The sequence below is a fragment of the Streptococcus sp. GMD5S genome (assembly GCF_000298715.2).
In the GTDB taxonomy this organism is placed as follows: domain Bacteria; phylum Bacillota; class Bacilli; order Lactobacillales; family Streptococcaceae; genus Streptococcus.
Genome location: NZ_AJRG02000005.1, coordinates 52489 through 76643 on the forward strand (window position 1 = coordinate 52489; position 24155 = coordinate 76643).

The following is a 24155-nucleotide window of genomic DNA, read 5'->3' on the forward strand; positions in this document are numbered from 1 at the left end:
ATGACAGCACTGATTGAAATGACTCAAGTGACAAAAACATACGGGGAAGGAAAGATGAAAGTCATAGCCCTGCATGAGACGAATTTTCAGCTAAATGCGGGAGAGTTCGTTGCTATCGTTGGGCCTTCTGGCTCTGGAAAGACGACCTTTCTAACGACTCTTGGACAACTTCAGGAAACATCGAGTGGGAAGATTCTAGTCAAGGGGAAGGAAACAGGCAGTTTAACGGAGAAGGAGAAAACAGACCTTCGTTTTAGAGAGTTTGGCTTTATTCTACAAGCTTCAAACTTAATTCCTTTTCTAACGGTCAAGGAAGAGCTGGATTTGATTGACAGACTGGATAAGGGAAAAAATAGTAAAAGTGATCGAAAAGAGTTACTTGACTTGTTGGATTTGGAAAAGGTACAAGATCATTATCCCAAGGCTTTATCAGGTGGTGAACGTCAACGTGCAGCAATCGCTAGAGCGCTTTATAATAATCCGAGTATCGTGCTTGCAGATGAGCCAACGGCCAGTCTGGATACCCAGCGTGCCTACCAAGTAACGGAAATGTTGGCTGCCATTGCCCACGAACAAGGTAGAGGAGTTGTCATGATTACACATGATACACGCCTTCTTGATAAGGTTGACCGTATTTATGTGATGAATGATGGTCACCTAGTTGAAAAAACACATACATAAAAAAGAAAGTGGACGGTACTAGTTACTGTTCACTTTTTGATTGCAATCTTTAAAAAATGACTTTGACTTTTTATAAAAATCCTAGTATTCATAGCTGATTTTTAAGAATTGTGGTATAATTTTCCTTATGGAAAAGATTATCATTACAGCAACTGCTGAAAGTATTGAACAAGTTGAACAACTACTCGAAGCTGGCGTAGATCGTATCTATGTCGGTGAGAAAGATTTTGGACTTCGTCTGCCAACGACCTTTAGTTATGAAGAGTTGCGCACCATCGCTAAGCTCGTTCATGATGCGGGTAAGGAATTGATCGTTGCAGTCAACGCCCTCATGCACCAGGATATGATGGACCGTATCAAGCCTTTCCTAGACTTCTTGGAAGAAATCAAGACAGACTATATTACTGTTGGGGATGCAGGTGTCTTTTATGTGGTCAACCGTGATGGCTATTCCTTTAAGACTATCTACGATGCTTCAACCATGGTGACAAGCAGTCGTCAGATTAACTTCTGGGGTCAAAAGGCTGGCGCATCTGAGGCGGTTTTGGCGCGTGAAATTCCATCTGCCGAGCTCTTCAAGATGCCCGAGATTTTGGAAATTCCTGCTGAAGTGTTGGTTTACGGAGCTAGTGTCATCCACCATTCTAAGCGACCACTTTTGCAAAACTATTATAACTTTACGCATATCGATGATGAAAAAACGCGTAAACGTGACCTCTTCTTGGCTGAACCAAGTGATCCAGAGAGCCATTACTCTATCTTTGAAGACAATCATGGTACCCACATCTTTGCAAATAACGACCTTGATTTGATGACCAAATTGACAGAATTGGTAGAACATGGTTTCACTCACTGGAAGCTAGAGGGACTCTACACACCAGGTCAGAATTTTGTGGAGATTGCTAAACTCTTTATTCAGGCGCGTGGCTTAATCCAAGAGGGGAATTTCAGCCATGACCAAGCCTTCTTGTTAGATGAGGAAGTGCGCAAGTTACACCCTAAAAACCGTTTCCTCGACACAGGATTCTATGATTACGATCCTGATATGGTTAAATAGGACACCAAAACCCGAAATAAAAATGTTCGGGTTTTTCCAGTGTATCCATGAAATAAAAACGGATACATGTTATAATAAAAATAGCTCTTTAATGGAGGTATTTAAGTGGAGAATCTGAAAAAGATGGCAGGTATCAAGGCTGCTGAGTTTGTCAAGGATGGTATGGTTGTTGGACTCGGAACTGGATCAACTGCCTACTATTTCGTAGAGGAAGTAGGTCGTCGGATCAAGGAAGAAGGTTTGCAGATTACTGCTGTAACGACTTCCAGTGTGACCAGTAAACAGGCTGAAGGACTTAACATCCCGCTCAAGTCGATTGATCAAGTGGATTTTGTTGATGTGACGGTTGACGGGGCGGATGAAGTAGATAGCCAGTTTAACGGAATCAAAGGCGGAGGTGGTGCCCTTCTCATGGAGAAGGTTGTGGCAACGCCCTCAAAAGAATACATTTGGGTGGTAGATGAAAGCAAACTGGTAGAGAAACTAGGTGCTTTTAAATTGCCAGTAGAAGTGGTTCAGTATGGCGCAGAACAGGTCTTTCGTCGGTTTGAGCGAGCTGGCTACAAACCAAGTTTTCGTGAAAAAGACGGTCAACGTTTTGTGACCGATATGCAGAACTTTATCATTGACCTAGCTTTGGATGTCATTGAAGATCCGATTGCTTTCGGACAAGAATTGGACCATGTCGTTGGTGTCGTAGAGCACGGCTTGTTCAACCAAATGGTGGATAAGGTCATCGTAGCGGGACGAGATGGTGTTCAGATTTTAACTTCAACAAAAGCAAACTAATCAACATAATAAGGAGACAGACTATGTCAAAATTTAATCGGATTCACTTGGTGGTACTGGATTCTGTAGGAATCGGTGCTGCGCCAGATGCCAATAACTTTGTCAATGCAGGGGTTCCAGACGGAGCTTCTGACACACTGGGACACATTTCAAAAACCGTTGGTTTGAATGTACCAAACATGGCTAAAATCGGTCTAGGAAATATTCCTCGCGAAACGCCGCTTAAGACTGTACCAGCTGAAAGCAATCCAACAGGTTATGCAACAAAATTGGAAGAAGTATCACTTGGTAAGGATACCATGACTGGACACTGGGAAATCATGGGACTCAACATTACTGAGCCCTTCGATACTTTCTGGAACGGATTCCCAGAAGAAATCTTGACAAAAATCGAAGAATTTTCAGGACGTAAGGTCATTCGTGAAGCCAACAAACCTTACTCAGGTACAGCTGTTATCGATGATTTCGGACCTCGTCAGATGGAAACTGGAGAGTTGATTATCTATACTTCAGCTGACCCTGTTTTGCAAATTGCTGCCCATGAAGACATTATTCCTTTGGATGAATTGTACCGTATCTGTGAATACGCTCGTTCAATTACCCTTGATCGCCCAGCCCTTCTAGGTCGTATCATTGCCCGTCCGTATGTTGGTGAACCAGGTAACTTCACTCGTACAGCAAATCGTCGTGACTTAGCCGTTTCTCCATTTGCTCCAACTGTTTTGGATAAATTGAACGAAGCTGGCATCGATACTTACGCTGTTGGTAAGATCAACGATATCTTTAACGGCGCTGGTATCAACCATGACATGGGCCACAACAAGTCAAACAGCCATGGAATTGATACATTATTGAAGACCATGGGACTTGCTGAGTTTGAAAAAGGATTCTCTTTCACAAACTTAGTTGACTTTGATGCTCTTTACGGCCACCGCCGCAATGCTCATGGTTACCGTGATTGCTTGCATGAGTTCGATGAACGCTTGCCTGAAATTATCGCTGCTATGAGAGAGGATGACCTTCTCTTGATTACTGCGGACCACGGAAATGACCCAACCTATGCTGGAACTGACCACACTCGTGAATATATTCCACTTTTAGCTTACAGCCCTAGCTTTAATGGAAATGGTGTCATTCCAGTTGGACATTTTGCAGATATCTCAGCGACAGTTGCGGATAACTTTGGTGTGGAAACTGCCATGATTGGGGAAAGTTTCTTAGATAAATTGGTATAAGATGACACACTATGGTTTACTGGTTAGGGGCATTAATGTCGGTGGGAAGAATAAGGTTGTTATGTCGCAACTTCGTCAAGAATTGACAGAGTTGGGAGTGGAAAAGGTTGAAACCTACATCAACAGTGGCAACATTTTCTTTACTTCGACAGCTCCCAAAGCCCAATTGGTTGAAAAGTTAGAGGCTTTCTTTGAAATCCATTATCCATTTATTCAGAGCTTTTCCTTGTTGAGTCTTGAGGACTTTGAAGAGGAACTTGAAAATCTGCCTGAATGGTGGACCAAAGATTTGGCACGAAAGGATGTGCTCTTCTACACGGAGAGCTTGGATGTGGATCAAGTCATCGAGAAAGTGAACAGTTTGGAACTGAAAGATGAAGTGGTTCATTTTGGAAGACTTGGGATTTTCTGGGGGAAATTCTCTGAAGAATCCTACTATGCAACTGCCTATCACAAGTACTTGCTCAAGATGCCTTTCTATCGCAACATCACCATTCGCAATGCAAAAACCTTTGACAAAATCGGTCAAATGTTAAAAAATAATAAAGGAGACACACAATGACATTTTTAGATAAAATCAAGGAAACAGCTGCTTTCCTGAAAGACAAGGGAATCCAAGCGCCTGAGTTCGGTCTAATCCTTGGATCAGGACTTGGAGAATTGGCAGAAGAAATCGAAAATCCAATTGTAGTAGACTATGCAGATATCCCAAACTGGGGCCGCTCTACAGTAGTTGGGCACGCTGGTAAATTGGTATATGGTGAACTTGCAGGGCGTCAGGTCTTGGCTCTTCAAGGTCGTTTCCATTTCTATGAGGGAAATCCTCTTGAAGTCGTGACTTTCCCAGTACGTGTGATGAAAGTTCTCGGATGTGAAGGTGTCATTGTAACCAATGCAGCTGGAGGTATTGGATATGGTCCTGGTACCTTGATGGCTATCTCAGACCATATCAATATGACGGGGCAGAACCCATTGATGGGTGAAAACTTGGATGATTTTGGTCCACGTTTCCCTGATATGTCTAAGGCCTACACACCAGAATACCGCGCTACTGCCCATGAAGTGGCTAAAAAACTTGGTATCAAGCTTGATGAAGGTGTCTATATTGGTGTGACTGGTCCGACTTATGAAACACCAGCAGAGATTCGTGCCTATAAGACACTGGGAGCAGATGCCGTTGGTATGTCTACGGTTCCTGAAGTAATCGTGGCAGCCCACTCTGGCTTGAAAGTTCTCGGTATTTCATGTATTACTAACTTTGCGGCTGGTTTCCAAGAAGAACTCAACCACGAAGAAGTTGTAGAAGTAACCGAACGTGTCAAAGGCGACTTTAAAGGCTTGCTGAAAGCGATTCTTGCTGAATTGTAATGAATACTTATCATAGAAAGGTAGAGTGAAGTGTTCTGATTTGAACACGAGCGGAAAATCTTTCATAACAATAAAAGAAAGGATGGGTAAACCGTATTCGCTGAACTGAATACGGGCGGAGAACCGTGTAAAAAAGATAAACTGTCTAGCATCTGCGATGCTTCGTCAGTTTCCTATTTTTACATTGTTCTCTGTCGCTATCCTAAATATACAAAAAGAAAGGTAGAGCGTGTGTTCTGATTTGAACACGAGCGGAAAACTTTTCTAAAAACATAGAGAGGATGGTTCGGTTTTGAATTGAAGCCGGTCTAGTCTTCTCAATATCATCAAAATTAAGAAAGAAAGGAATTGAACCCACCCTAAAAGCAGTGGGAAAAAGATAGTTGGTCTAGCGAGCATCGCTCACTGCGCTCAACTCCTATTTTCCCTTCGCTTTTTGACGGGTTTGGTATCTTATATTATGTCTATCCATATTGCTGCTCAGCAAGGTGAAATTGCTGATAAAATTCTTCTTCCGGGGGATCCTCTTCGTGCGAAATTTATTGCGGAGACCTTCCTTGAAGATGCTGTTTGTTTTAACGAAGTGCGGAACATGTTTGGTTACACTGGTACTTACAAGGGCCACCGTGTATCTGTCATGGGAACTGGGATGGGGATGCCATCCATTTCGATTTATGCGCGTGAGTTGATTGTGGACTACGGTGTAAAGAAATTGATCCGCGTGGGAACTGCTGGTTCTTTGAATGAAGATGTCCACGTCCGTGAATTGGTTTTGGCGCAAGCAGCTGCAACCAACTCAAACATCATCCGCAATGACTGGCCACAGTATGATTTCCCACAAATCGCTAGCTTTGATTTGCTAGACAAGGCCTACCATATCTCCAAAGAACTTGGTATGACAACCCACGTTGGGAACGTCTTGTCATCAGATGTCTTTTACTCAAACTACTTTGAAAAGAACATCGAGCTTGGTAAATGGGGAGTCAAGGCTGTGGAAATGGAAGCAGCAGCTCTTTACTATCTTGCTGCCCAACACCACGTTGATGCCCTTGCTATCATGACCATTTCTGATAGCTTGGTCAATCCAGATGAAGACACCACTGCAGAAGAACGCCAAAATACCTTCACCGATATGATGAAGGTTGGTTTGGAAACCTTGATTGCAGAGTAAATTGTAAACGAAAATCCTGATTTCACTTGAAATCAGGATTTTTTCATAGATGCGATTTTTTCTGGGTCTGGGGTGACACGGAGGGTCTTTTGCCCTGTGTAGGTTACAAAGCCAGGTTTGCCACCAGTTGGTTTATTGAGTTTTTTCACTTCAATCATATCTACCTGAACTAGATTTGACAAGCGCCCTTTGGAAAAGTAGGCAGCTAGCTCCGCTGCATCTGTCTTAACTTCGTCAGAAGGGTCAAGATTTCCTGAGATGACGACATGGCTTCCTGGAATGTCCTTGGCATGGAACCAAAGTTCTTCCTTGCGAGCCATTTTAAAGGTTAGCTCTTCATTTTGCAAGTTGTTACGACCGACATAAATGATGGTTTTGCCATCGCTCGCCAGATACTGTTCTGGTTTTTTGCGTTTCTGGATTTTTTCACGTTGGCGTCTTCTAATGAAGCCAGTTTGGATCAATTCTTCACGTATTTCAGAGATTTCTTCTAGTCCAGCTTGGTTGAGCACAGTCTCCACACTTTCTAGATAAAGAATGGTAGCCTTGGTTTCTTCAATCAGTTCAGTCAGGTATTTGACAGCTTCTTTGAGTTTCTGGTAACGTTTAAAATAGCGTTGGGCATTCTGGCTGGGGGTCAAGGCCTTATCAAGCGCAATGGTGATAGGTTGATTGGTGTAGTAGTTGTCCAAGGTAACCTGATCTTGGTCATTAGGTACTTGATGAAGGAAGGTTGTCAGCAATTCTCCCTTTTGGCGAAATTCCTCAGCATTGTCTGTCGCTAGTAACTCTTTTTCTTGTTTTTTAAGCTTATGTCGATTTTTCTGAAGTTCATTTTCAACACGGCGAATGAGCTCGCTGGCTTGCTGTTTGACGCGATCGCGCTCTGCCTTATCTTTGTAATAGGTATCCAGAAGATCAGAGAGACTGGCAAAAGGCTCTCCCACCTGATTTGCAAAAGGAACTGGGCTGAAAGAAGTCTCCGTTAGGAAAGGCTTGGTTTCTTGACCGAAAAAGTTACGGAAAGTGGATAGTTTGTCACTAACCAATAAACTTTCCAATTCATTTGCCGTATCACGACCTAAACCTTGAAAGAGGCTTTGAAGATTTTTTGCTGTCAGTTCTTGGGTTTGCAGAATTTCAAAGAGCTTTTCATCCTTGATAGTAAAAGGATTGAGAGAATCGGTACTTGGTGGAGCGATATAGGTCGATCCAGGAAGCAGGGTGCGGTAGCTGTTTTGTGAAAAGCCGACGTGTTTGATAACTTCGAGGATTTTATGGCTACTTTTATCTACGAGGAGAATATTACTGTGTTTACCCATGATTTCGATAATCAAGGTAGCCTGAATATGGTCCCCAATCTCATTTTTATTGGAAACTGTAATTTCCACGATACGGTCATTTTCGATTTGCTCGATCGACTCAATCAGAGCACCCTGCAAATACTTTCTCAAAACCATGATAAAAGTCGAAGGTTGGGCTGGATTTTCAAAGGTTGTTTGGGTCAGCTGGATGCGACCAAAAACGGGATGGGCAGAAAGGAGCAGGCGATGGCTTTGGCGATTGCTGCGGATTTGCAAGACCAACTCTTGTTCAAAAGGCTGATTGATTTTCTGAATGCGACCATTGACCAACTCGCTTCGCAATTCCTCAACCATATGGTGTAAAAAAAATCCGTCAAATGACATCGTTCTCTCCTTGTGATTGTATTCCATAGTATTATATCAAAAAGGTAGAATAAAATCATGGAAATATGGTATAATAAAGCCAAGTAAAGAGAATCGAGAAGTACATGTATATTGAAATGGTAGATGAAACTGGTCAAGTTTCACAAGAAATCTTGCACCAAACCCAAGAGATTTTGGAATTTGCAGCCCAAAAAATAGGAAAAGAAGACAAGGAGATGGCGGTCACTTTTGTGACCAACGAGCGTAGCCATGAACTCAACCTTGAGTACCGTGATACGGATCGTCCGACAGATGTCATTAGCCTTGAGTATAAACCAGAGTTGGACATTGCCTTTGATGAAGAAGATTTGCTTGAAAATCCTGAATTAGCAGAGATGATGTCTGAGTTTGATGCTTATATTGGGGAACTGTTCATCTCTATCGATAAAGCGCATGAGCAGGCTGAGGAATACGGTCACAGCTTTGAGCGTGAAATGGGCTTCTTGGCAGTACACGGCTTTTTACACATTAACGGCTATGATCACTACACTCCGGAAGAAGAAGCGGAGATGTTCGGTTTACAAGAAGAAATTTTGACAGCCTATGGACTCACAAGACAATAAACGAAAATGGAAAAATCGTGACCTGGTATCCAGTTTAGAATTTGCTCTTACAGGAATTCTGACTGCTTTCAAGGAAGAACGCAATATGCGAAAACATGCAGTGACGGCTCTAGTAGTCATCCTTGCAGGTTTTGTTTTTCAGGTGTCACGCATTGAATGGCTCTTTCTCCTAATGAGCATTTTCTTGGTAGTAGCCTTTGAGATTATTAACTCTGCTATTGAAAATGTGGTGGATCTAGCCAGTCACTATCACTTTTCTATGTTGGCAAAGAAAGCCAAGGACATGGCAGCAGGAGCCGTGCTAGTTGTCTCTCTTTTTGCTGCAGTGACAGGTGCACTTATCTTTATCCCACGCATTTGGGATATACTATTTTAAACTATAAGAGGAAATTATGACATTTAAATCAGGCTTTGTAGCTATTTTGGGACGTCCCAATGTTGGGAAGTCAACCTTTTTGAATCACGTCATGGGGCAAAAGATTGCCATTATGAGTGACAAGGCGCAAACAACGCGTAATAAAATCATGGGAATTTACACCACGGATAAGGAGCAAATCGTCTTTATCGATACACCGGGGATTCACAAGCCAAAAACAGCTCTTGGAGATTTCATGGTGGAATCTGCCTATAGTACTCTGCGTGAAGTGGATACTGTTCTATTCATGGTGCCAGCTGATGAGCCACGTGGTAAGGGCGACGACATGATTATCGAGCGTCTGAAAGCTGCCAAGGTTCCTGTGATTCTGGTGGTGAATAAGATTGACAAGGTTCATCCAGACCAGCTTTTGGCTCAGATTGATGACTTCCGTAACCAGATGGACTTCAAGGAAATCGTTCCTATCTCAGCTCTTCAGGGAAATAACGTTTCTCGACTAATCGATATTTTGAGTGAAAATCTAGAGGAAGGTTTCCAGTATTTCCCATCTAATCAAATCACAGACCACCCTGAGCGTTTCTTGGTTTCAGAAATGATTCGTGAGAAAGTCTTGCACCTAACTCGAGAAGAGATTCCACACTCAGTCGCAGTAGTGGTCGACTCTATGAAGCGTGATGAAGAGACAGACAAGGTTCATATCCGTGCAACCATCATGGTCGAGCGTGATAGTCAAAAAGGCATTATCATCGGAAAAGGTGGGGCTATGCTCAAGAAAATCGGGACTATGGCCCGTCGTGATATCGAACTCATGCTAGGGGATAAGGTTTTCCTAGAAACTTGGGTCAAGGTCAAGAAAAACTGGCGTGATAGAAAGCTAGATTTGGCTGACTTTGGCTATAATGAAAAAGAATACTAAGTAGAGGTGGGCTCATGCCTGCTTCTTGTTTTTACAGAAGGAGGATTTATGCCTGAATTACCTGAGGTTGAAACGGTTCGTCGTGGCTTAGAAAAATTGCTCTTGGGAAAGAAGATTTCTAATATAGAGATTCGTTATCCCAAGATGATTAAGACAGATTTGGAAGAGTTTCAAAAAGAACTAGCTGGTCAAGTAATTGAGTCAATGGGACGCCGTGGAAAATATTTGCTTTTCTACTTGACAGACAAGGTCTTGATTTCTCATCTGCGAATGGAGGGAAAGTATTTTTACTATCCAGACAAAGTTCCAGAACGTAAACACGCCCATGTTTTGATTCATTTTGAGGACGGCGGCACTCTTGTATATGAGGACGTACGCAAGTTTGGTACCATGGAACTCTTGGCGCCTGACCTTTTGGATGCCTACTTTATTTCTAAGAAACTAGGCCCTGAGCCCAAAGATCAGGACTTTGATTTGCAGGTCTTTCAAGCTGCCCTAGCCAAATCTAAAAAACCAATCAAATCCCACCTCCTAGACCAAACCTTGGTAGCTGGTCTTGGCAATATCTATGTGGATGAGGTCCTCTGGCGAGCGCAGATTCATCCTGCTCGACCTTCCCAGACTTTGACGTTAGAAGAAGCGTCAGCTATTCATGACCAGACCATTGTTGTTTTGGGACAGGCCGTTGAAAAAGGGGGCTCAACTATTCGAACCTATATCAATGCCTTTGGGGAAGATGGAACCATGCAGGACTTCCATCAGGTCTATGATAAGACTGGACAAGCATGTTCGCGCTGTGGGACAGTGATTGAGAAATTACAGCTCGGTGGACGGGGAACTCATTTTTGTCCTCAGTGTCAAAGGAGGAGCTGATGGGAAAAATTATCGGAATCACAGGAGGAATTGCCTCTGGGAAGTCAACTGTGACAAATTTCCTAAGAGAGAAAGGCTTTCAAGTGGTGGATGCTGACGCAGTCGTCCACCAGCTACAAAAACCTGGTGGTCGTCTTTATCAGCTCTTAGTTCAGCACTTTGGACAAAAAATAATCCTTGAAAATGGAGAACTCAATCGCCCTCTCCTAGCTAGTCTCATATTTTCAAACCCTGAGGAGCGGGAATGGTCTAAACAAACCCAAGGAGAGATTATTCGTGAGGAATTGGCTGCACTGAGAGACCAGTTAGCCCAGACAGAAACGGTTTTTTTCATGGATATTCCCCTGCTTTTTGAACAGGACTACAGTGCTTGGTTTGATGAAACGTGGCTGGTCTATGTGGACCGTGATGTTCAGGTGGAACGTTTCATGAAACGGGATCATCTTTCTAAGGAAGTAGCAGAGTCTCGTTTGGCCGCCCAATGGTCTTTAGAGAAAAAGAAAGATTTGGCCAGTCATGTTCTAGACAACAATGGCAGTCGTAATCAGCTTGTGGCTCAAGTAGTGAAGTTACTTGAAGGAGGCGATAGCTGTGCAAGAGATTAGTTGGAAAGAGAATCTTCGTGTCGCCTGGTTCGGTAGTTTTCTAACGGGCGCCAGCATTTCCTTGGTCGTTCCTTTCATGCCTATCTTTGTAGAGCAGTTGGGAATTGAAGGAGACCAAGTTGCTTTTTATGCTGGATTAGCCATCTCAGTTTCGGCTGTTTCAGCAGCTCTAGTTTCTCCCATCTGGGGTATTCTTGCTGACAAGTATGGTCGAAAACCCATGATGATTCGAGCGGGTCTTGCCATGACCATAACTATGGGAGGTTTGGCCTTCGTGCCAAATATCTATTGGCTACTCTTTTTGCGCTTGCTCAATGGTGTATTTACTGGATTTGTCCCCAATGCAACAGCCTTGATTGCTAGTCAGGTACCCAAAGATAAGTCTGGAGCGGCTCTGGGGACTCTATCTACAGGTGTTGTTGCAGGAACATTGACGGGCCCCTTTGTTGGAGGCTTTATTGCTGAAATTTTTGGAATTCGTAATGTCTTTTTATTAGTAGGTGCTTTCTTATTTTTAGCTGCAATCCTGACTATTTTCTTTATCAAGGAAGATTTTCAACCAGTGGCTAAGGAGAAGGCTATCCCAACGAAAGAAGTATTTTCTTCTTTCAAGTATCCTAGGCTTTTAGTAAATCTGTTTTTGACGAGCTTCGTCATTCAATTTTCAGCTCAATCAATTGGCCCCATTTTAGCTCTCTATGTGCGGGACTTAGGGCAGACTGAGAATCTCCTCTTTGTATCAGGATTAATCGTATCCAGCATGGGATTTTCTAGCATGATGAGTGCTGGAATTCTAGGAAAACTTGGCGATAAGGTAGGGAATCATAGATTGTTAGTTGCAGCGCAGATTTATTCCGTCATCATTTACCTTCTTTGTGCCCATGCAACCAGCCCCTTTCAACTTGGCTTGTATCGTTTTCTCTTTGGTTTGGGAACGGGAGCTCTCATACCAGGTGTCAATGCGCTTCTTAGCAAAATGACTCCAAAATCAGGTATTTCAAGGATTTTCGCCTTCAACCAAGTCTTTTTTTACCTCGGTGGAGTGATCGGACCTATGGCGGGATCCGCAGTTGCAGGATATTTGGGCTACCATGCTGTCTTTTATGCGACAGCAGCCTGTGTGGCTTTCAGTTGTTTATGTAACTTAGTGCAATTTAGATCATTATTAAAAGTAAAGGAAATCTAGTGCGAGTAAAAATCAATCTCAAGTGCTCCTCTTGTGGCAGCATGAATTATCTAACCAGTAAGAACTCCAAAACCCATCCAGACAAGATTGAGGTGTTAAAATATTGTCCAAAGGAAAGAAAAGTAACTTTACATCTTGAATCTAAGTAGAATTTATGGTAAAATAATAGGGATTTTAAGGAGTTTGATATGTATAACCTATTATTAACCATTTTATTAGTATTATCTGTTGTGATTGTGATTGCGATTTTCATGCAACCAACTAAGAACCAATCCAGCAATGTATTTGATGCCAGCTCAGGTGATTTGTTTGAACGTAGTAAAGCGCGTGGTTTTGAAGCTGTGATGCAACGTTTAACAGGTATTTTAGTCTTTTTCTGGCTAGCCATTGCCTTAGCATTGACAGTATTATCAAGTAGATAAGAAATGGGCGAGACTAGGTCTTAGCCTATTTTTATTTTTATACTCTTCAAAAATCAAATTCAAACCACTTCAGCGTCGGCTTGTCGTATTCCAGTACTGCCTGCGCCTAGCTTTCTAGTTTGCTCTTTGATTTTTATTGAGTATTAAATGATGTTTGAGAAGGTCTTACAGTAAAAGAAAATTAAAAAATCTAGAAAGAAAATATGAAAGATAAAATTAAAGAATATTTGCAAGAGAAGGGGCGAGTGACGGTAAATGACCTGGCTCAGGCTCTCGGAAAGGATGGGTCCAAGGATTTCCGTGAGTTGATTAAAACCCTGTCTCTGATGGAAAGAAAGCACCAGATTCGTTTTGAAGATGATGGTAGTTTATGTCTGGACCAAAAGAAGAAACATGAAATTACCCTCAAAGGGATTTTTCATGCCCATAAAAACGGCTTTGGTTTTGTCAGTCTGGAAGGTGAAGAGGACGACCTTTTTGTAGGAAAAAACGATGTCAACTATGCCATTGATGGCGATACCGTTGAGGTAGTCATTAAGAAAGTTGCTGACCGTAATAAGGGAACGGCAGCAGAAGCCAAAATTATTGATATCCTAGAACATAGCCTGACGACAGTTGTCGGGCAAATCGTTCTGGATCAGGAAAAGCCCAAGTATGCGGGCTACATCCGTTCAAAGAATCAGAAAATCAGCCAACCGATTTATGTGAAGAAACCGGCTATCAAGTTGGAAGGTACTGAAGTTCTCAAGGTCTTTATTGACAAATACCCAAGTAAGAAACATGATTTCTTTGTCGCTAGTGTGCTAGACGTGGTGGGGCACTCGACTGATGCTGGGATTGACGTTCTTGAAGTCTTGGAATCCATGGATATTGTTTCAGAATTTCCAGAAGCTGTTCTCAAGGAAGCAGAAAGTGTGCCAGAAGCTCCGTCTCAAAAGGATATGGGAGGTCGTCTGGACCTGAGAGATGAAATCACCTTTACCATTGACGGTGCGGATGCCAAGGACTTAGACGACGCAGTACACATCAAGCCTTTAAAGAATGGCAATATCGAACTCGGAGTTCACATCGCAGATGTTTCCTACTATGTGACCGAGGGTTCTGCCCTTGACAAGGAAGCCCTTAACCGCGCGACTTCTGTCTATGTGACAGACCGAGTGGTACCAATGCTTCCAGAGCGTTTGTCAAATGGTATCTGCTCCCTCAATCCTCAAGTCGATCGCTTGACCCAGTCTGCTATTATGGAAATTGATAAACACGGTCGTGTGGTTAATTACACCATTACCCAAACAGTTATCAAGACTAGCTTCCGTATGACCTATAGCGCTGTCAATGACATCCTAGCTGGCGATGAGGAAAAGAGACAAGAGTTTAAGAAAATTGTTCCAAGTATCGAACTCATGGCCAAGCTCCATGAAAGGCTAGAAAGCATGCGTGAGAAACGTGGTGCCCTTAACTTTGATACCAGTGAAGCTAAGATCTTGGTGGATAAAAAAGGCAAGCCAGTTGATATCGTTCTTCGTCAGCGTGGTGTTGCTGAGCGGATGATTGAGTCCTTCATGTTGATTGCTAATGAAACGGTTGCCGAGCACTTTAGCAAGCTGGATCTACCTTTCATTTATCGGATTCACGAGGAGCCCAAGGCTGAAAAAGTTCAGAAGTTTATTGATTATGCTTCAAGCTTTGGTTTGCGGATTTATGGGACTGCCAGTGAGATTAGCCAGGAGGCGCTTCAAGACATCATGCGTGCTGTTGAGGGAGAACCCTATGCGGATGTATTGTCAATGATGCTTCTCCGTTCTATGCAACAGGCTCGTTATTCAGAGCATAATCACGGTCACTATGGACTAGCGGCCGACTATTACACTCACTTTACCAGCCCCATTCGTCGTTATCCTGACCTTCTTGTTCACCGAATGATTCGGGATTACGGCCGTTCTAAGGAAATAGCAGAGCATTTTGAACAAGTGATTCCAGAGATTGCAACCCAGTCTTCCAATCGTGAACGTCGTGCCATTGAGGCGGAGCGTGAAGTCGAAGCTATGAAAAAAGCTGAGTACATGGAAGAATACGTGGGAGAAGAGTACGATGCAGTTGTATCCAGCATTGTCAAGTTCGGTCTTTTTGTCGAATTGCCAAATACAGTTGAAGGCTTGATTCACATTACCAATCTACCTGAATTTTATCATTTCAACGAACGGGATTTGACTCTCCGTGGGGAGAAATCGGGCATAACTTTCCGTGTAGGTCAGCAGATTCGCATTCGAGTTGAAAGAGCCGATAAGATGACAGGTGAAATTGACTTCTCTTATATCCCAAGTGAGTTTGATGTCATCGAAAAAGGTTTGAAACAAGCTGGGCGCAAAGATAGAGGTCGTGGCTCAAGTCGTCGTTCAGATAAGAAGGAAGACAAGAGAAAATCAGGACGCTCAAATGATAAGCGCAAGCATTCACAAAAAGACAAGAAGAAAAAAGGTAAGAAACCTTTTTACAAGGAAGTAGCTAAGAAAGGAGCCAAGCATGGCAAAGGGCGAGGGAAAGGTCGTCGCACAAAATAAAAAGGCGCGCCACGACTATACAATCGTAGATACGCTAGAGGCAGGGATGGTCCTGACTGGAACTGAAATCAAGAGTGTACGAGCTGCTCGAATCAATCTCAAGGATGGCTTTGCCCAAGTAAAAAATGGGGAAGTCTGGCTGAGCAATGTTCATATTGCCCCATACGAAGAGGGCAATATCTGGAACCAGGAACCAGAACGCCGTCGTAAACTCCTGCTCCATAAGAAGCAAATTCAAAAATTGGAACAAGAGACCAAAGGGACAGGAATGACCCTTGTTCCCCTTAAAGTCTATATCAAAGATGGCTACGCCAAACTCCTTTTAGGACTTGCTAAAGGGAAGCATGACTATGACAAACGGGAGTCGATCAAGCGTCGTGAACAAAACCGCGACATCGCGCGTGTGATGAAAGCTGTCAACCAGCGTTAAGAAGAGGAAGTAAAATGGAAAAACTAATTGCCTATAAACGGATGCCCTTGTGGAATAAACAGACCATGCCTGAAGCAGTTCAGCAAAAGCACAATACTAAAGTCGGCACTTGGGGAAAAATTACTGTCTTGAAGGGGGCACTCAAGTTTATTGAGTTAACAGAAGATGGTGAGGTTCTAGCTGAGCACCTCTTTGAGGCAGGAGCTGACAATCCCATGGCACAACCGCAAGCCTGGCATCGAGTAGAGGCTGCAACAGACGATGTAGAGTGGTACTTGGAATTTTATTGTAAACCTGAGGATTATTTCCCTAAGAAATACCAGACCAATCCAGTCCATTCGGAAGTCTTAGAGGCTATGCAGACGGTGAAACCAGGAAGAGCCTTGGATTTGGGTTGTGGTCAGGGGCGTAACTCTCTCTTTCTCGCACAGAATGGTTTTGATGTGACAGCTGTGGATCAAAATGAATTGTCCCTTGAAATCTTGCAAAGCATCGTAGAGCAAGAGGATCTAGACATGCCTGTCGGACTTTATGATATCAATTCAGCCAGCATTAGCCAAGACTATGATTTCATCGTATCGACAGTTGTTCTGATGTTCCTACAAGCGGACCGCATTCCAGCTATTATCCAAAATATGCAGGAGCACACCACAGTCGGTGGCTACAATCTCATCGTCTGTGCCATGGATACGGAGGATTATCCTTGCTCGGTTAACTTCCCATTCACCTTTAAAGAAGGGGAGTTGGCGGACTACTACAAGGATTGGGAATTGGTCAAATATAATGAAAATCCAGGACATCTGCACCGTCGTGATGAAAATGGCAATCGCATTCAACTACGCTTTGCGACTATGCTAGCTAAAAAAGTCAAGTAAAAACCTATACCAGCGAATAGAGACCACTTTGCAAAGTTTCTATTCGTTTTTGTTTGCGTTGGTTGATTGGGGCGAGCAGGATTTTATGCTATACTAGAAGTAGGAAATCTGAGCAGTAGAACTGTGTTGCTGATACTCTCAGCGCAAGAAAGTCTTTATGATGGAGGTGGTCGAATGACGAGTCTTTTGGTGGAATTGTATGATCGGCATGTATTGGAAAAGAATGTCTACCAAGCCTTTATCAGTGATTGTGACGAGATTCTTTTTCTATCTTTGACGAAAATAAGCAATGAAGAGAAGCTCTCCCTCCGTCAGTTTATCATGGATGAGGTGCCTCATATCCAACGAGTGACCTTTCGTCAGTTATCCTTAGAACAACTAGCGGACCAGTTAGATTATTGTCTAGCAGGCTATGACCAAGTCCTTCTCGATGTTTTTGGTGGGGATTCGCTACTAGCCTTATCTCTCTATCAATACGGCTTGGATCGGGACCTCCCCATCGTTGCCATGGATGTTGAGCGAGGAAAACAATACAAGTGGGTAGCCGGACAGTTAGAAAAAGAAGATTTGGACATTCCAACCCTAAGCATCCAGCAGCTGATAGCCTTGCGTGGTGGAAAAATCCTCAAATCCAAACGCCCTATCCACTCAGCTCAGCAAATTGCAGCCATCAAAAAGCTAGCCAGCTCTGCCATTGCCAATCCTGCCCACTGGTATCAAGTGACCCAATTTTTCTCTCTAGCTAAGACCAATGACCTGCATGCTGAGACAGAAAAGATACTGGAAAACAATGGCAGATATTATCACTATCCAAAATCCCTTATTCCTTTACTTGTGGAAGCAGGGATGCTTTGTATTGAAAGTGAGGACAAAAAACGAGTAGCTTACAGTTTTCCAAGTCAAGAAGCTCAGGTCTTTTGTCGCAACAAGGGGCATATTTTAGAGGTATATCTCTATCTCTTGGCACTTGAATCTCAGCTGTTTGATGAGTGCATGATAGGCGGTGAGATTGATTGGAATGGCATCTTTCCAGAGGCGGATAATGTCCAAAATGAGATTGATGTCATTCTGAGAAAGGGACGCTCGATTACCTTTATCTCCTGCAAGATGACAGATTTATCAGTCGAAGCCATCAATGAACTAGAAGTTTACGCCAATCATTTTGCTGGGGAGAGTTGCCTCAAGTTGATTGTTTGTACTGGAAAAATCAATCCAGCTTATGCCAATCGCTGCCAAGAATATGGCGTGCTGGTCATTAGAAGTGAGCAGATCGCCAATCTCATTCCCATGCTAAAAAAATATTCTAAGAGACAAAAAAGATAAGAAATAATATCATGAAAGGCTGGAAATCCAGTCTTTTTTACTTCTTTTTCGAATAAATGAGAAAAGGAGGTAGACCATGTTTGTAGCCAGAGATGCCAAGGGAAATTTGGTGAATGCCCTCGAAAAAGACGTGACTAGGCAAGATTATACTTGTCCAGCCTGTGGTGGTGGACTACGATTACGCCAAGGACAGAGCATTCGAACGCATTTTGCCCATGAAAGGTTAAGAGATTGCATCGCTATTTTTGAAAATGAAAGTCCAGAACACTTGGGCAACAAAGAGATCCTTTATCACTGGGCCAAGAAGGACAATCAGGTCGCTTTAGAATATAGTCTGCCCAAGATTCAGCAAATAGCGGATGTTCTCGTCAATGAGAAACTAGCTCTGGAGGTCCAGTGCAGTCCCTTGTCTCAAAAGCTTTTAGGTCATAGAAGTCAAGGCTACCGTAGTCAGGGATACCAAGTTATCTGGCTACTGGGAGAAAAACTCTGGTTAAAAGAGAGACTTACACAACTGCAAAGGGGATTTCTCTATTATAGTCAAAATATGGGTTTCTATGCTTGGGAACTAGATTTCAAAAAGCAAGTTTTGAGACTCAAATACCTTTTGCATCAGGACCTACGTGGCAAGCTTCATTTTCGGGTCAAGGAGTTTCCCTATGGTCAAGGAAATCTCTTGGAAATTCTACGATTTCCTTATCAGAAACAAAAACTGCCTCGTTTTGCAGTTGAGCAAGATTCAACTATCTGTCACTACATTCGCCAACAGTTGTACTACCAAACGCCTTACTGGATGAAGAAGCAGGAGGAAGCTTATCATCAAGGAGACAATCTATTAAACCGTCAACTAGACGACTGGTATCCTCAAGTCAAGCCGATAGAATCAGGTGATTTTTTGCAGATTGAAACGGATTTGACTAGCTATTATAGAAATTTTCAGGCTTACTATCAAATAAATCCGAAAAATAATCGCCAAAAGCTCTATCCACCAGCCTTTTATCACTTATATTTCTCAAAAAATGTGGTAAAATAGAAAGGATGGAGGAATCTTATGGTATTACAACGACATGAAATAAGTGAAAAAGATACATGGGATCTTTCAACAATCTACCCAACAGACCAGGCTTGGGAAGAAGCCTTGAAAGATTTAACTGAAAAAGTACAAACAGCATCTCAGTATGAGGGACATCTCTTAGACAGCGCAGACAGTTTGCTTGAGATCACAGAATTTTCACTTGATTTGGAACGCCAAGTTGAAAAGCTTTATGTCTATGCACATATGAAAAATGACCAGGACACGCGTGAATCCAAGTATCAAGAGTACTATGCTAAGGCAATGACCCTATACAGTCAGTTAGAACAAGCCTTTTCATTCTATGAACCTGAGTTTATGGAGATTAGCGAAGAGCAGTATGCGGCCTTCCTAGAAGCTCAACCAAAACTCCAAGTTTACAAACACTTTTTTGACAAGCTCTTGCAAAAGAAAGACCATGTTCTTTCGCAACGTGAGGAAGAATTGCTTGCTGGAGCAGGAGAAATCTTTGGTTCTGCTAGTGAAACCTTCGCTATTTTGGACAATGCGGATATTAGCTTCCCATACGTGCTTGATGACGAAGGCAAGGAAGTGCAACTTTCACACGGTACTTACATCCGTTTGATGGAGTCTAAAAACCGTGAAGTGCGTCGTGGTGCCTATGAAGCCCTTTATGCGACATATGAGCAATTCCAACACACTTATGCTAAGACCTTGCAGACAAATGTTAAGGTGCAAAACTACCGTGCCAAAGTTCGCAACTATAAGAGTGCTCGTCATGCGGCCCTCGCAGCAAATTTTGTTCCAGAAAGTGTCTATCACAATCTAGTAGCAGCAGTTCGCAAGCATTTGCCACTCTTGCATCGTTACCTTAAACTTCGTTCTAAAATCTTGGGGATTTCAGATCTCAAGATGTATGATGTCTACACACCGCTTTCGTCAGTAGATTATAGCTTTACCTACGAAGAAGCCTTGAAAAAGGCAGAAGAGGCCTTGGCGGTCTTGGGTGACGACTACTTGAGCCGTGTCAAACGTGCCTTCATTGAGCGTTGGATTGATGTCTATGAAAACCAAGGCAAGCGTTCTGGTGCCTATTCTGGTGGATCATATGATACCAATGCCTTTATGCTTCTCAACTGGCAGGACAATCTAGATAATCTCTTTACCCTTGTCCATGAGACAGGTCACAGTATGCACTCCAGCTATACTCGTGAAACCCAACCTTATGTTTACGGAGATTATTCTATCTTCTTGGCTGAGATTGCCTCAACGACTAACGAAAATATCTTGACAGAGAAATTGTTGGAAGAAGTAGAAGACGATGCGACTCGTTTTGCAATTCTCAATAACTTCCTAGACGGTTTCCGTGGAACAGTCTTCCGTCAAACTCAATTCGCTGAGTTTGAACATGCCATCCACCAAGCAGATCAAAATGGAGAAGTCTTGACAAGTGATTTCCTCAATAAGCTCTACGCTGACTTGAACCAAGATTACTATGGACTCAGCAAGGAAGACAATCCTCAGATCCAATACGAGTGGGCACGCATTCCACACTTCTACTATAACTACTATGTTTATCAGTATTCAACAGGTTTTGCAGCTGCTTCAGCCTTGGCTGAGAAGATTGTCCATGGTAGTCAAGAAGACCGTGACCGCTATATCGACTACCTCAAGGCAGGTAAGTCTGACTATCCACTCAATGTCATGAGAAAAGCGGGAGTGGATATGGAGAAGGAAGACTATCTCAACGATGCCTTTGCAGTCTTTGAACGTCGCTTGAACGAGTTTGAAGCCCTTGTTGAAAAATTGGGACTAGCTTAAGATGGTAGAGTCTTATAGTAAAAATGCCAATCACAATATGCGTCGTCCCGTCGTCAAGGAAGAAATCGTAGAACTCATGCGCCAGCGTCAAAAGCAGGTGACAGGTTCTTTGAAAGAATTGGAGACCTTCGCTCGCAAGGAAAACATTCCCATTATTCCCCATGAAACGGTCGCGTATTTCCGTTTTCTCATGGAGACCATACAGCCCAAGAACATTTTGGAAATTGGGACAGCTATCGGTTTTTCAGCCCTCTTGATGGCGGAACATGCGCCAGATGCCAAGATTACAACGATTGATCGTAATCCAGAAATGATAGGCTTTGCCAAGGAAAACTTTACCCAGTTTGACAGTCGTAAGCAAATCACTCTTTTAGAGGGAGATGCAGTCGATGTTTTATCTACTTTGACAGAAACTTATGACTTTGTCTTTATGGATTCGGCCAAGTCCAAGTATATCGTCTTTCTGCCTGAAATCCTCAATCACTTGGAAGTTGGTGGAGTAGTGGTCTTGGATGATATTTTCCAAGGAGGAGATGTTGCCAAGGACATCATGGAAGTCCGCCGAGGTCAACGAACCATTTACCGTGGTTTGCAAAGACTTTTCGATGCAACTTTGGACAATCCAGGTCTAACAGCAACTCTAGTTCCGCTTGGAGACGGCATTCTCATGCTACGAAAGAATCTAGCAGAAGTAGAGCTTCCTGAGAGCGAATGATTTTCAGAAAAATTTAAGAAATTATAGTAAAATAGATAAGGTAACACTTACCGTAAAAGGAGTAAAAATGAAGAAAAAACTTATGGCAGGAGCCATCACACTTTTATCAGTAGCAACACTTGCAGCTTGTTCAAACAGTTCTGAAGGAAAAGATTTGATCAGCATGAAGGGCGATGTGATTACAGAGCATCAATTCTTTGAAGAAGTAAAGAACAATCCAACTGCACAACAAGTCTTGCTCAATATGACCATCCAAAAAGTATTTGAACAACAATATGGATCAGAAGTAACGGATAAAGATGTGGATGATGCTGTTGCTGAAGAACAAAAGAAATACGGCGATAGCTACAACAGCGTGCTTCAACGTGCAGGTATGACACCTGAGACTCGTAAAGCTCAAATCCGCACTAGCAAATTGGTTGAATTGGCAGTTAAGAAGGCTGCTGAGAGTGAGTTGACAGACGAAGCTTACCAAAAAGCTTTTGAGTCTTACACACCAGATGTAACAGCTCAAATCATCCGTTTGGATAATGAAGACAAGGCAAAAGAAGTACTTGAGAAAGCTAAAGCAGAAGGTGCAGATTTTGCTCAGTTGGCAAAAGACAACTCTAACGACGACAAAACAAAAGAAAATGGTGGAGAAATCACTTTTGACTCTGCTTCAACAGAACTTCCAGAACAAGTCAAGAAAGCAGCTTTTGCTTTGGATGTGAACGGGGTTTCTGATGTGATTACAGCTACTGGAACACAAGCCTACAGTAGTCAGTTCTACATCGTCAAAGTAACGAAGAAAACAGAAAAATCTTCTAATATCGAGGATTATAAAGAAAAATTGAAGACCATCATCTTGACTCAAAAACAAAATGATTCAGCCTTTGTTCAAGGAGTAATTGGTAAAGAATTGCAAGCAGCAAACATCAAGGTTAAAGATCAATCATTCCAAAACATCTTCACTCAATACATTGGTGGTGGTGACTCAAGCTCAAGCAGCAGCTCTTCATCTAACTAAGAAAGCAAAAAACAAATCTCAAAAGAGATTTGTTTTTTTATACCTGATACTAGAAAATGAGTAAAATTCGAAGGATTAAAGGATAAGAGTTTTTTTCTTTCTGAAAAAGTGGTATAATAGCAATCAAAACTAGAAAATAAAACGGAATTGGGAACAGAAGCGTCTGTTCCTATTAGAGTGGTGAAATATGAAAATTAGTAAAAGGCACCTACTAAACTATTCCATTTTGATTCCTTACTTCCTTTTATCGATTTTGGGGCTGATTGTGGTGTACTCGACAACGAGTGCAACCTTGATCGAAGAAGGGAAAAGTGCCTTTCAATTGGTGCGTAACCAGGGGATCTTCTGGATAGCTAGTTTGATTCTGATTGCCTTAATCTATAAATTAAAATTAGGTTTCCTAAGAAATGGGCGTCTCATCTTTATTGTAATGATTGTGGAGATGGTTCTTTTAGCTCTGGCGCGACTGGTCGGAACACCTGTCAATGGAGCATACGGATGGATTTCTGTAGGACCTGTAACGATTCAGCCTGCGGAGTACCTTAAGATTATCATCATCTGGTACTTGGCACATCGATTTTCAAAACAACAAGATGAGATTGCGGTTTATGACTTCCAGGTTTTGACACAGAATCAGTGGCTACCTCGAGCTTTTAATGACTGGCGTTTTGTTCTGCTGGTTCTGATTGGTAGCCTGGGAATTTTCCCAGACTTGGGAAATGCGACCATCTTGGTCTTGGTGGCGCTCATCATGTATACCGTAAGTGGGATCGCCTATCGTTGGTTTTCGACCATTCTAGCTCTCTTGGCAGGAAGTTCAATGTTAGTCTTGTCTGTCATTCGCTTTGTTGGGGTTGAAAAGTTCTCTCAAATTCCTGTATTTGGTTACGTTGCTAAACGTTTCAGTGCCTTCTTTAATCCCTTTAATGACTTGGCGGGGGCAGGACACCAGCTCGCAAATTCCTACTATGCAATGGTAAATGGAGGCTGGTTCGGACTGGGACTGGGAAATTCTATTGAGAAGCGTGGCTATCTGCCAGAAGCCCATACGGATTTTGTCTTTTCGATTGTCATCGAAGAGTTTGGATTCGTAGGAGCCAGTATGATTTTGGCTTTACTCTTCTTCTTGATTTTGCGAATCATCTTGGTTGGTATTCGAGCAAAGGATCCCTTTAACTCCATGGTTGCTATTGGTGTCGGAGGGATGATCCTTGTTCAAGTCTTTGTCAATATCGGTGGGATTTCAGGGTTGATTCCTTCTACAGGGGTAACCTTCCCCTTCCTTTCACAAGGTGGGAACAGTCTACTGGTATTATCCGTAGCCATCGCGCTTGTACTGAACATTGATGCCAGCGAAAAACGTGCCAAACTTATCAGAGAATACGAGAATCAAACCGATGAAAATCTGTAAGGATTGTATGG

25 protein-coding genes are annotated in these 24155 nt (G+C 42.7%); 24 read left to right on the forward strand and 1 reads right to left on the reverse strand.

The features are described from left to right. The 7 genes from GMD5S_RS0203925 to deoD all read left to right on the forward strand — a co-directional run bounded on the left by GMD5S_RS0203925 (position 1) and on the right by deoD (position 6301). Complete coding sequence (locus tag GMD5S_RS0203925) at positions 1–681, forward strand: ABC transporter ATP-binding protein (protein ID WP_000125735.1); 681 nt, start codon at positions 1–3, stop codon at positions 679–681. 127 nt (positions 682–808) lie between these two features. After that, on the forward strand, positions 809–1738 hold the full coding sequence (locus GMD5S_RS0203930; protein WP_000411180.1) for a peptidase U32 family protein: 930 nt from the start codon (positions 809–811) through the stop codon (positions 1736–1738). A 105-nt stretch (positions 1739–1843) separates the two neighbouring features. Then, positions 1844–2527, forward strand: a complete 684-nt coding sequence (gene rpiA / locus GMD5S_RS0203935) for a ribose-5-phosphate isomerase RpiA (protein ID WP_000429279.1) — start codon at positions 1844–1846, stop codon at positions 2525–2527. A gap of 23 nt (positions 2528–2550) precedes the next feature. Next, positions 2551–3762 (forward strand): phosphopentomutase, encoded by a 1212-nt coding sequence (locus GMD5S_RS0203940; protein ID WP_000033113.1) that lies wholly within the window; start codon positions 2551–2553, stop codon positions 3760–3762. 1 nt (position 3763) lies between these two features. Further along, positions 3764–4324, forward strand: a complete 561-nt coding sequence (locus GMD5S_RS0203945; RefSeq protein WP_025172604.1) for a DUF1697 domain-containing protein — start codon at positions 3764–3766, stop codon at positions 4322–4324. Continuing rightward, positions 4321–5130, forward strand: coding sequence for a purine-nucleoside phosphorylase (locus tag GMD5S_RS0203950; protein ID WP_000143351.1), 810 nt, complete (start codon positions 4321–4323; stop codon positions 5128–5130). The genes GMD5S_RS0203945 and GMD5S_RS0203950 overlap by 4 nt, the downstream gene beginning before the upstream one ends. A 460-nt stretch (positions 5131–5590) precedes the next feature. Continuing rightward, complete coding sequence (gene deoD, locus GMD5S_RS0203955; protein ID WP_000022105.1) at positions 5591–6301, forward strand: purine-nucleoside phosphorylase; 711 nt, start codon at positions 5591–5593, stop codon at positions 6299–6301. A gap of 32 nt (positions 6302–6333) precedes the next feature. On the opposite strand, the gene pavA is transcribed toward deoD, so the two are convergent. After that, positions 6334–7989, reverse strand: coding sequence for an Rqc2 family fibronectin-binding protein PavA (gene pavA / locus GMD5S_RS0203960; RefSeq protein ID WP_000006755.1), 1656 nt, complete (start codon positions 7987–7989; stop codon positions 6334–6336). Between the two features lie 104 nt (positions 7990–8093). Between pavA and ybeY the strand changes: the two genes are divergently transcribed. The 17 genes from ybeY (at position 8094) to ftsW (ending at position 24144) form a co-directional block, all read left to right on the forward strand. Further along, a complete protein-coding gene (gene ybeY, locus GMD5S_RS0203965; protein ID WP_000275165.1) occupies positions 8094–8591 on the forward strand; it encodes an rRNA maturation RNase YbeY in 498 nt (165 codons plus the stop codon). After that, a complete protein-coding gene (locus tag GMD5S_RS0203970; protein WP_000378180.1) occupies positions 8572–8967 on the forward strand; it encodes a diacylglycerol kinase family protein in 396 nt (131 codons plus the stop codon). Before ybeY ends, GMD5S_RS0203970 begins: the two co-directional genes overlap by 20 nt. Positions 8968–8983: 16 nt before the next feature. Beyond that, entirely contained in the window at positions 8984–9883 is a 900-nt protein-coding gene (gene era, locus GMD5S_RS0203975) for a GTPase Era (RefSeq protein ID WP_000143277.1), read from the forward strand. Positions 9884–9931: 48 nt separating this feature from the next. Beyond that, on the forward strand, positions 9932–10756 hold the full coding sequence (gene mutM / locus GMD5S_RS0203980) for a DNA-formamidopyrimidine glycosylase (RefSeq protein WP_001114636.1): 825 nt from the start codon (positions 9932–9934) through the stop codon (positions 10754–10756). Continuing rightward, on the forward strand, positions 10756–11361 hold the full coding sequence (gene coaE / locus GMD5S_RS0203985; protein WP_000516165.1) for a dephospho-CoA kinase: 606 nt from the start codon (positions 10756–10758) through the stop codon (positions 11359–11361). Before mutM ends, coaE begins: the two co-directional genes overlap by 1 nt. After that, positions 11348–12547: a multidrug efflux MFS transporter gene (locus GMD5S_RS0203990; protein WP_001156301.1), complete on the forward strand. Its 1200-nt coding sequence runs from the start codon at positions 11348–11350 to the stop codon at positions 12545–12547. The genes coaE and GMD5S_RS0203990 overlap by 14 nt, the downstream gene beginning before the upstream one ends. After that, positions 12547–12696, forward strand: a complete 150-nt coding sequence (rpmG, locus tag GMD5S_RS10200) for a 50S ribosomal protein L33 (RefSeq protein WP_007519517.1) — start codon at positions 12547–12549, stop codon at positions 12694–12696. Before GMD5S_RS0203990 ends, rpmG begins: the two co-directional genes overlap by 1 nt. 39 nt (positions 12697–12735) lie before the next feature. Next, positions 12736–12969 (forward strand): preprotein translocase subunit SecG, encoded by a 234-nt coding sequence (gene secG, locus GMD5S_RS0203995; protein WP_000282517.1) that lies wholly within the window; start codon positions 12736–12738, stop codon positions 12967–12969. A 203-nt stretch (positions 12970–13172) separates the two neighbouring features. Further along, a complete protein-coding gene (gene rnr, locus GMD5S_RS0204000) occupies positions 13173–15527 on the forward strand; it encodes a ribonuclease R (protein ID WP_000653277.1) in 2355 nt (784 codons plus the stop codon). Further along, positions 15490–15957 carry an SsrA-binding protein SmpB gene (gene smpB, locus GMD5S_RS0204005; protein WP_001051750.1) on the forward strand — a complete coding sequence of 156 codons (468 nt, stop codon included), beginning with the start codon at positions 15490–15492 and terminating at the stop codon, positions 15955–15957. Before rnr ends, smpB begins: the two co-directional genes overlap by 38 nt. A 14-nt stretch (positions 15958–15971) precedes the next feature. After that, a complete protein-coding gene (gene tehB / locus GMD5S_RS0204010; RefSeq protein ID WP_000413061.1) occupies positions 15972–16832 on the forward strand; it encodes an SAM-dependent methyltransferase TehB in 861 nt (286 codons plus the stop codon). A gap of 174 nt (positions 16833–17006) precedes the next feature. After that, positions 17007–18155, forward strand: a complete 1149-nt coding sequence (locus GMD5S_RS0204015; RefSeq protein ID WP_000202635.1) for a DUF1887 family protein — start codon at positions 17007–17009, stop codon at positions 18153–18155. Between the two features lie 76 nt (positions 18156–18231). After that, positions 18232–19188, forward strand: a complete 957-nt coding sequence (locus tag GMD5S_RS0204020) for a competence protein CoiA (RefSeq protein WP_000495884.1) — start codon at positions 18232–18234, stop codon at positions 19186–19188. A gap of 18 nt (positions 19189–19206) precedes the next feature. After that, positions 19207–21009, forward strand: a complete 1803-nt coding sequence (gene pepF / locus GMD5S_RS0204025; protein ID WP_000244109.1) for an oligoendopeptidase F — start codon at positions 19207–19209, stop codon at positions 21007–21009. A 1-nt stretch (position 21010) separates the two neighbouring features. After that, complete coding sequence (locus tag GMD5S_RS0204030) at positions 21011–21724, forward strand: O-methyltransferase (protein ID WP_000230411.1); 714 nt, start codon at positions 21011–21013, stop codon at positions 21722–21724. A gap of 67 nt (positions 21725–21791) precedes the next feature. Next, a complete protein-coding gene (gene prsA, locus GMD5S_RS0204035; RefSeq protein WP_000728083.1) occupies positions 21792–22733 on the forward strand; it encodes a peptidylprolyl isomerase PrsA in 942 nt (313 codons plus the stop codon). 187 nt (positions 22734–22920) lie between these two features. Continuing rightward, positions 22921–24144: a cell division peptidoglycan polymerase FtsW gene (ftsW, locus tag GMD5S_RS0204040; RefSeq protein ID WP_000703342.1), complete on the forward strand. Its 1224-nt coding sequence runs from the start codon at positions 22921–22923 to the stop codon at positions 24142–24144. Positions 24145–24155: the final 11 nt, after the last annotated feature.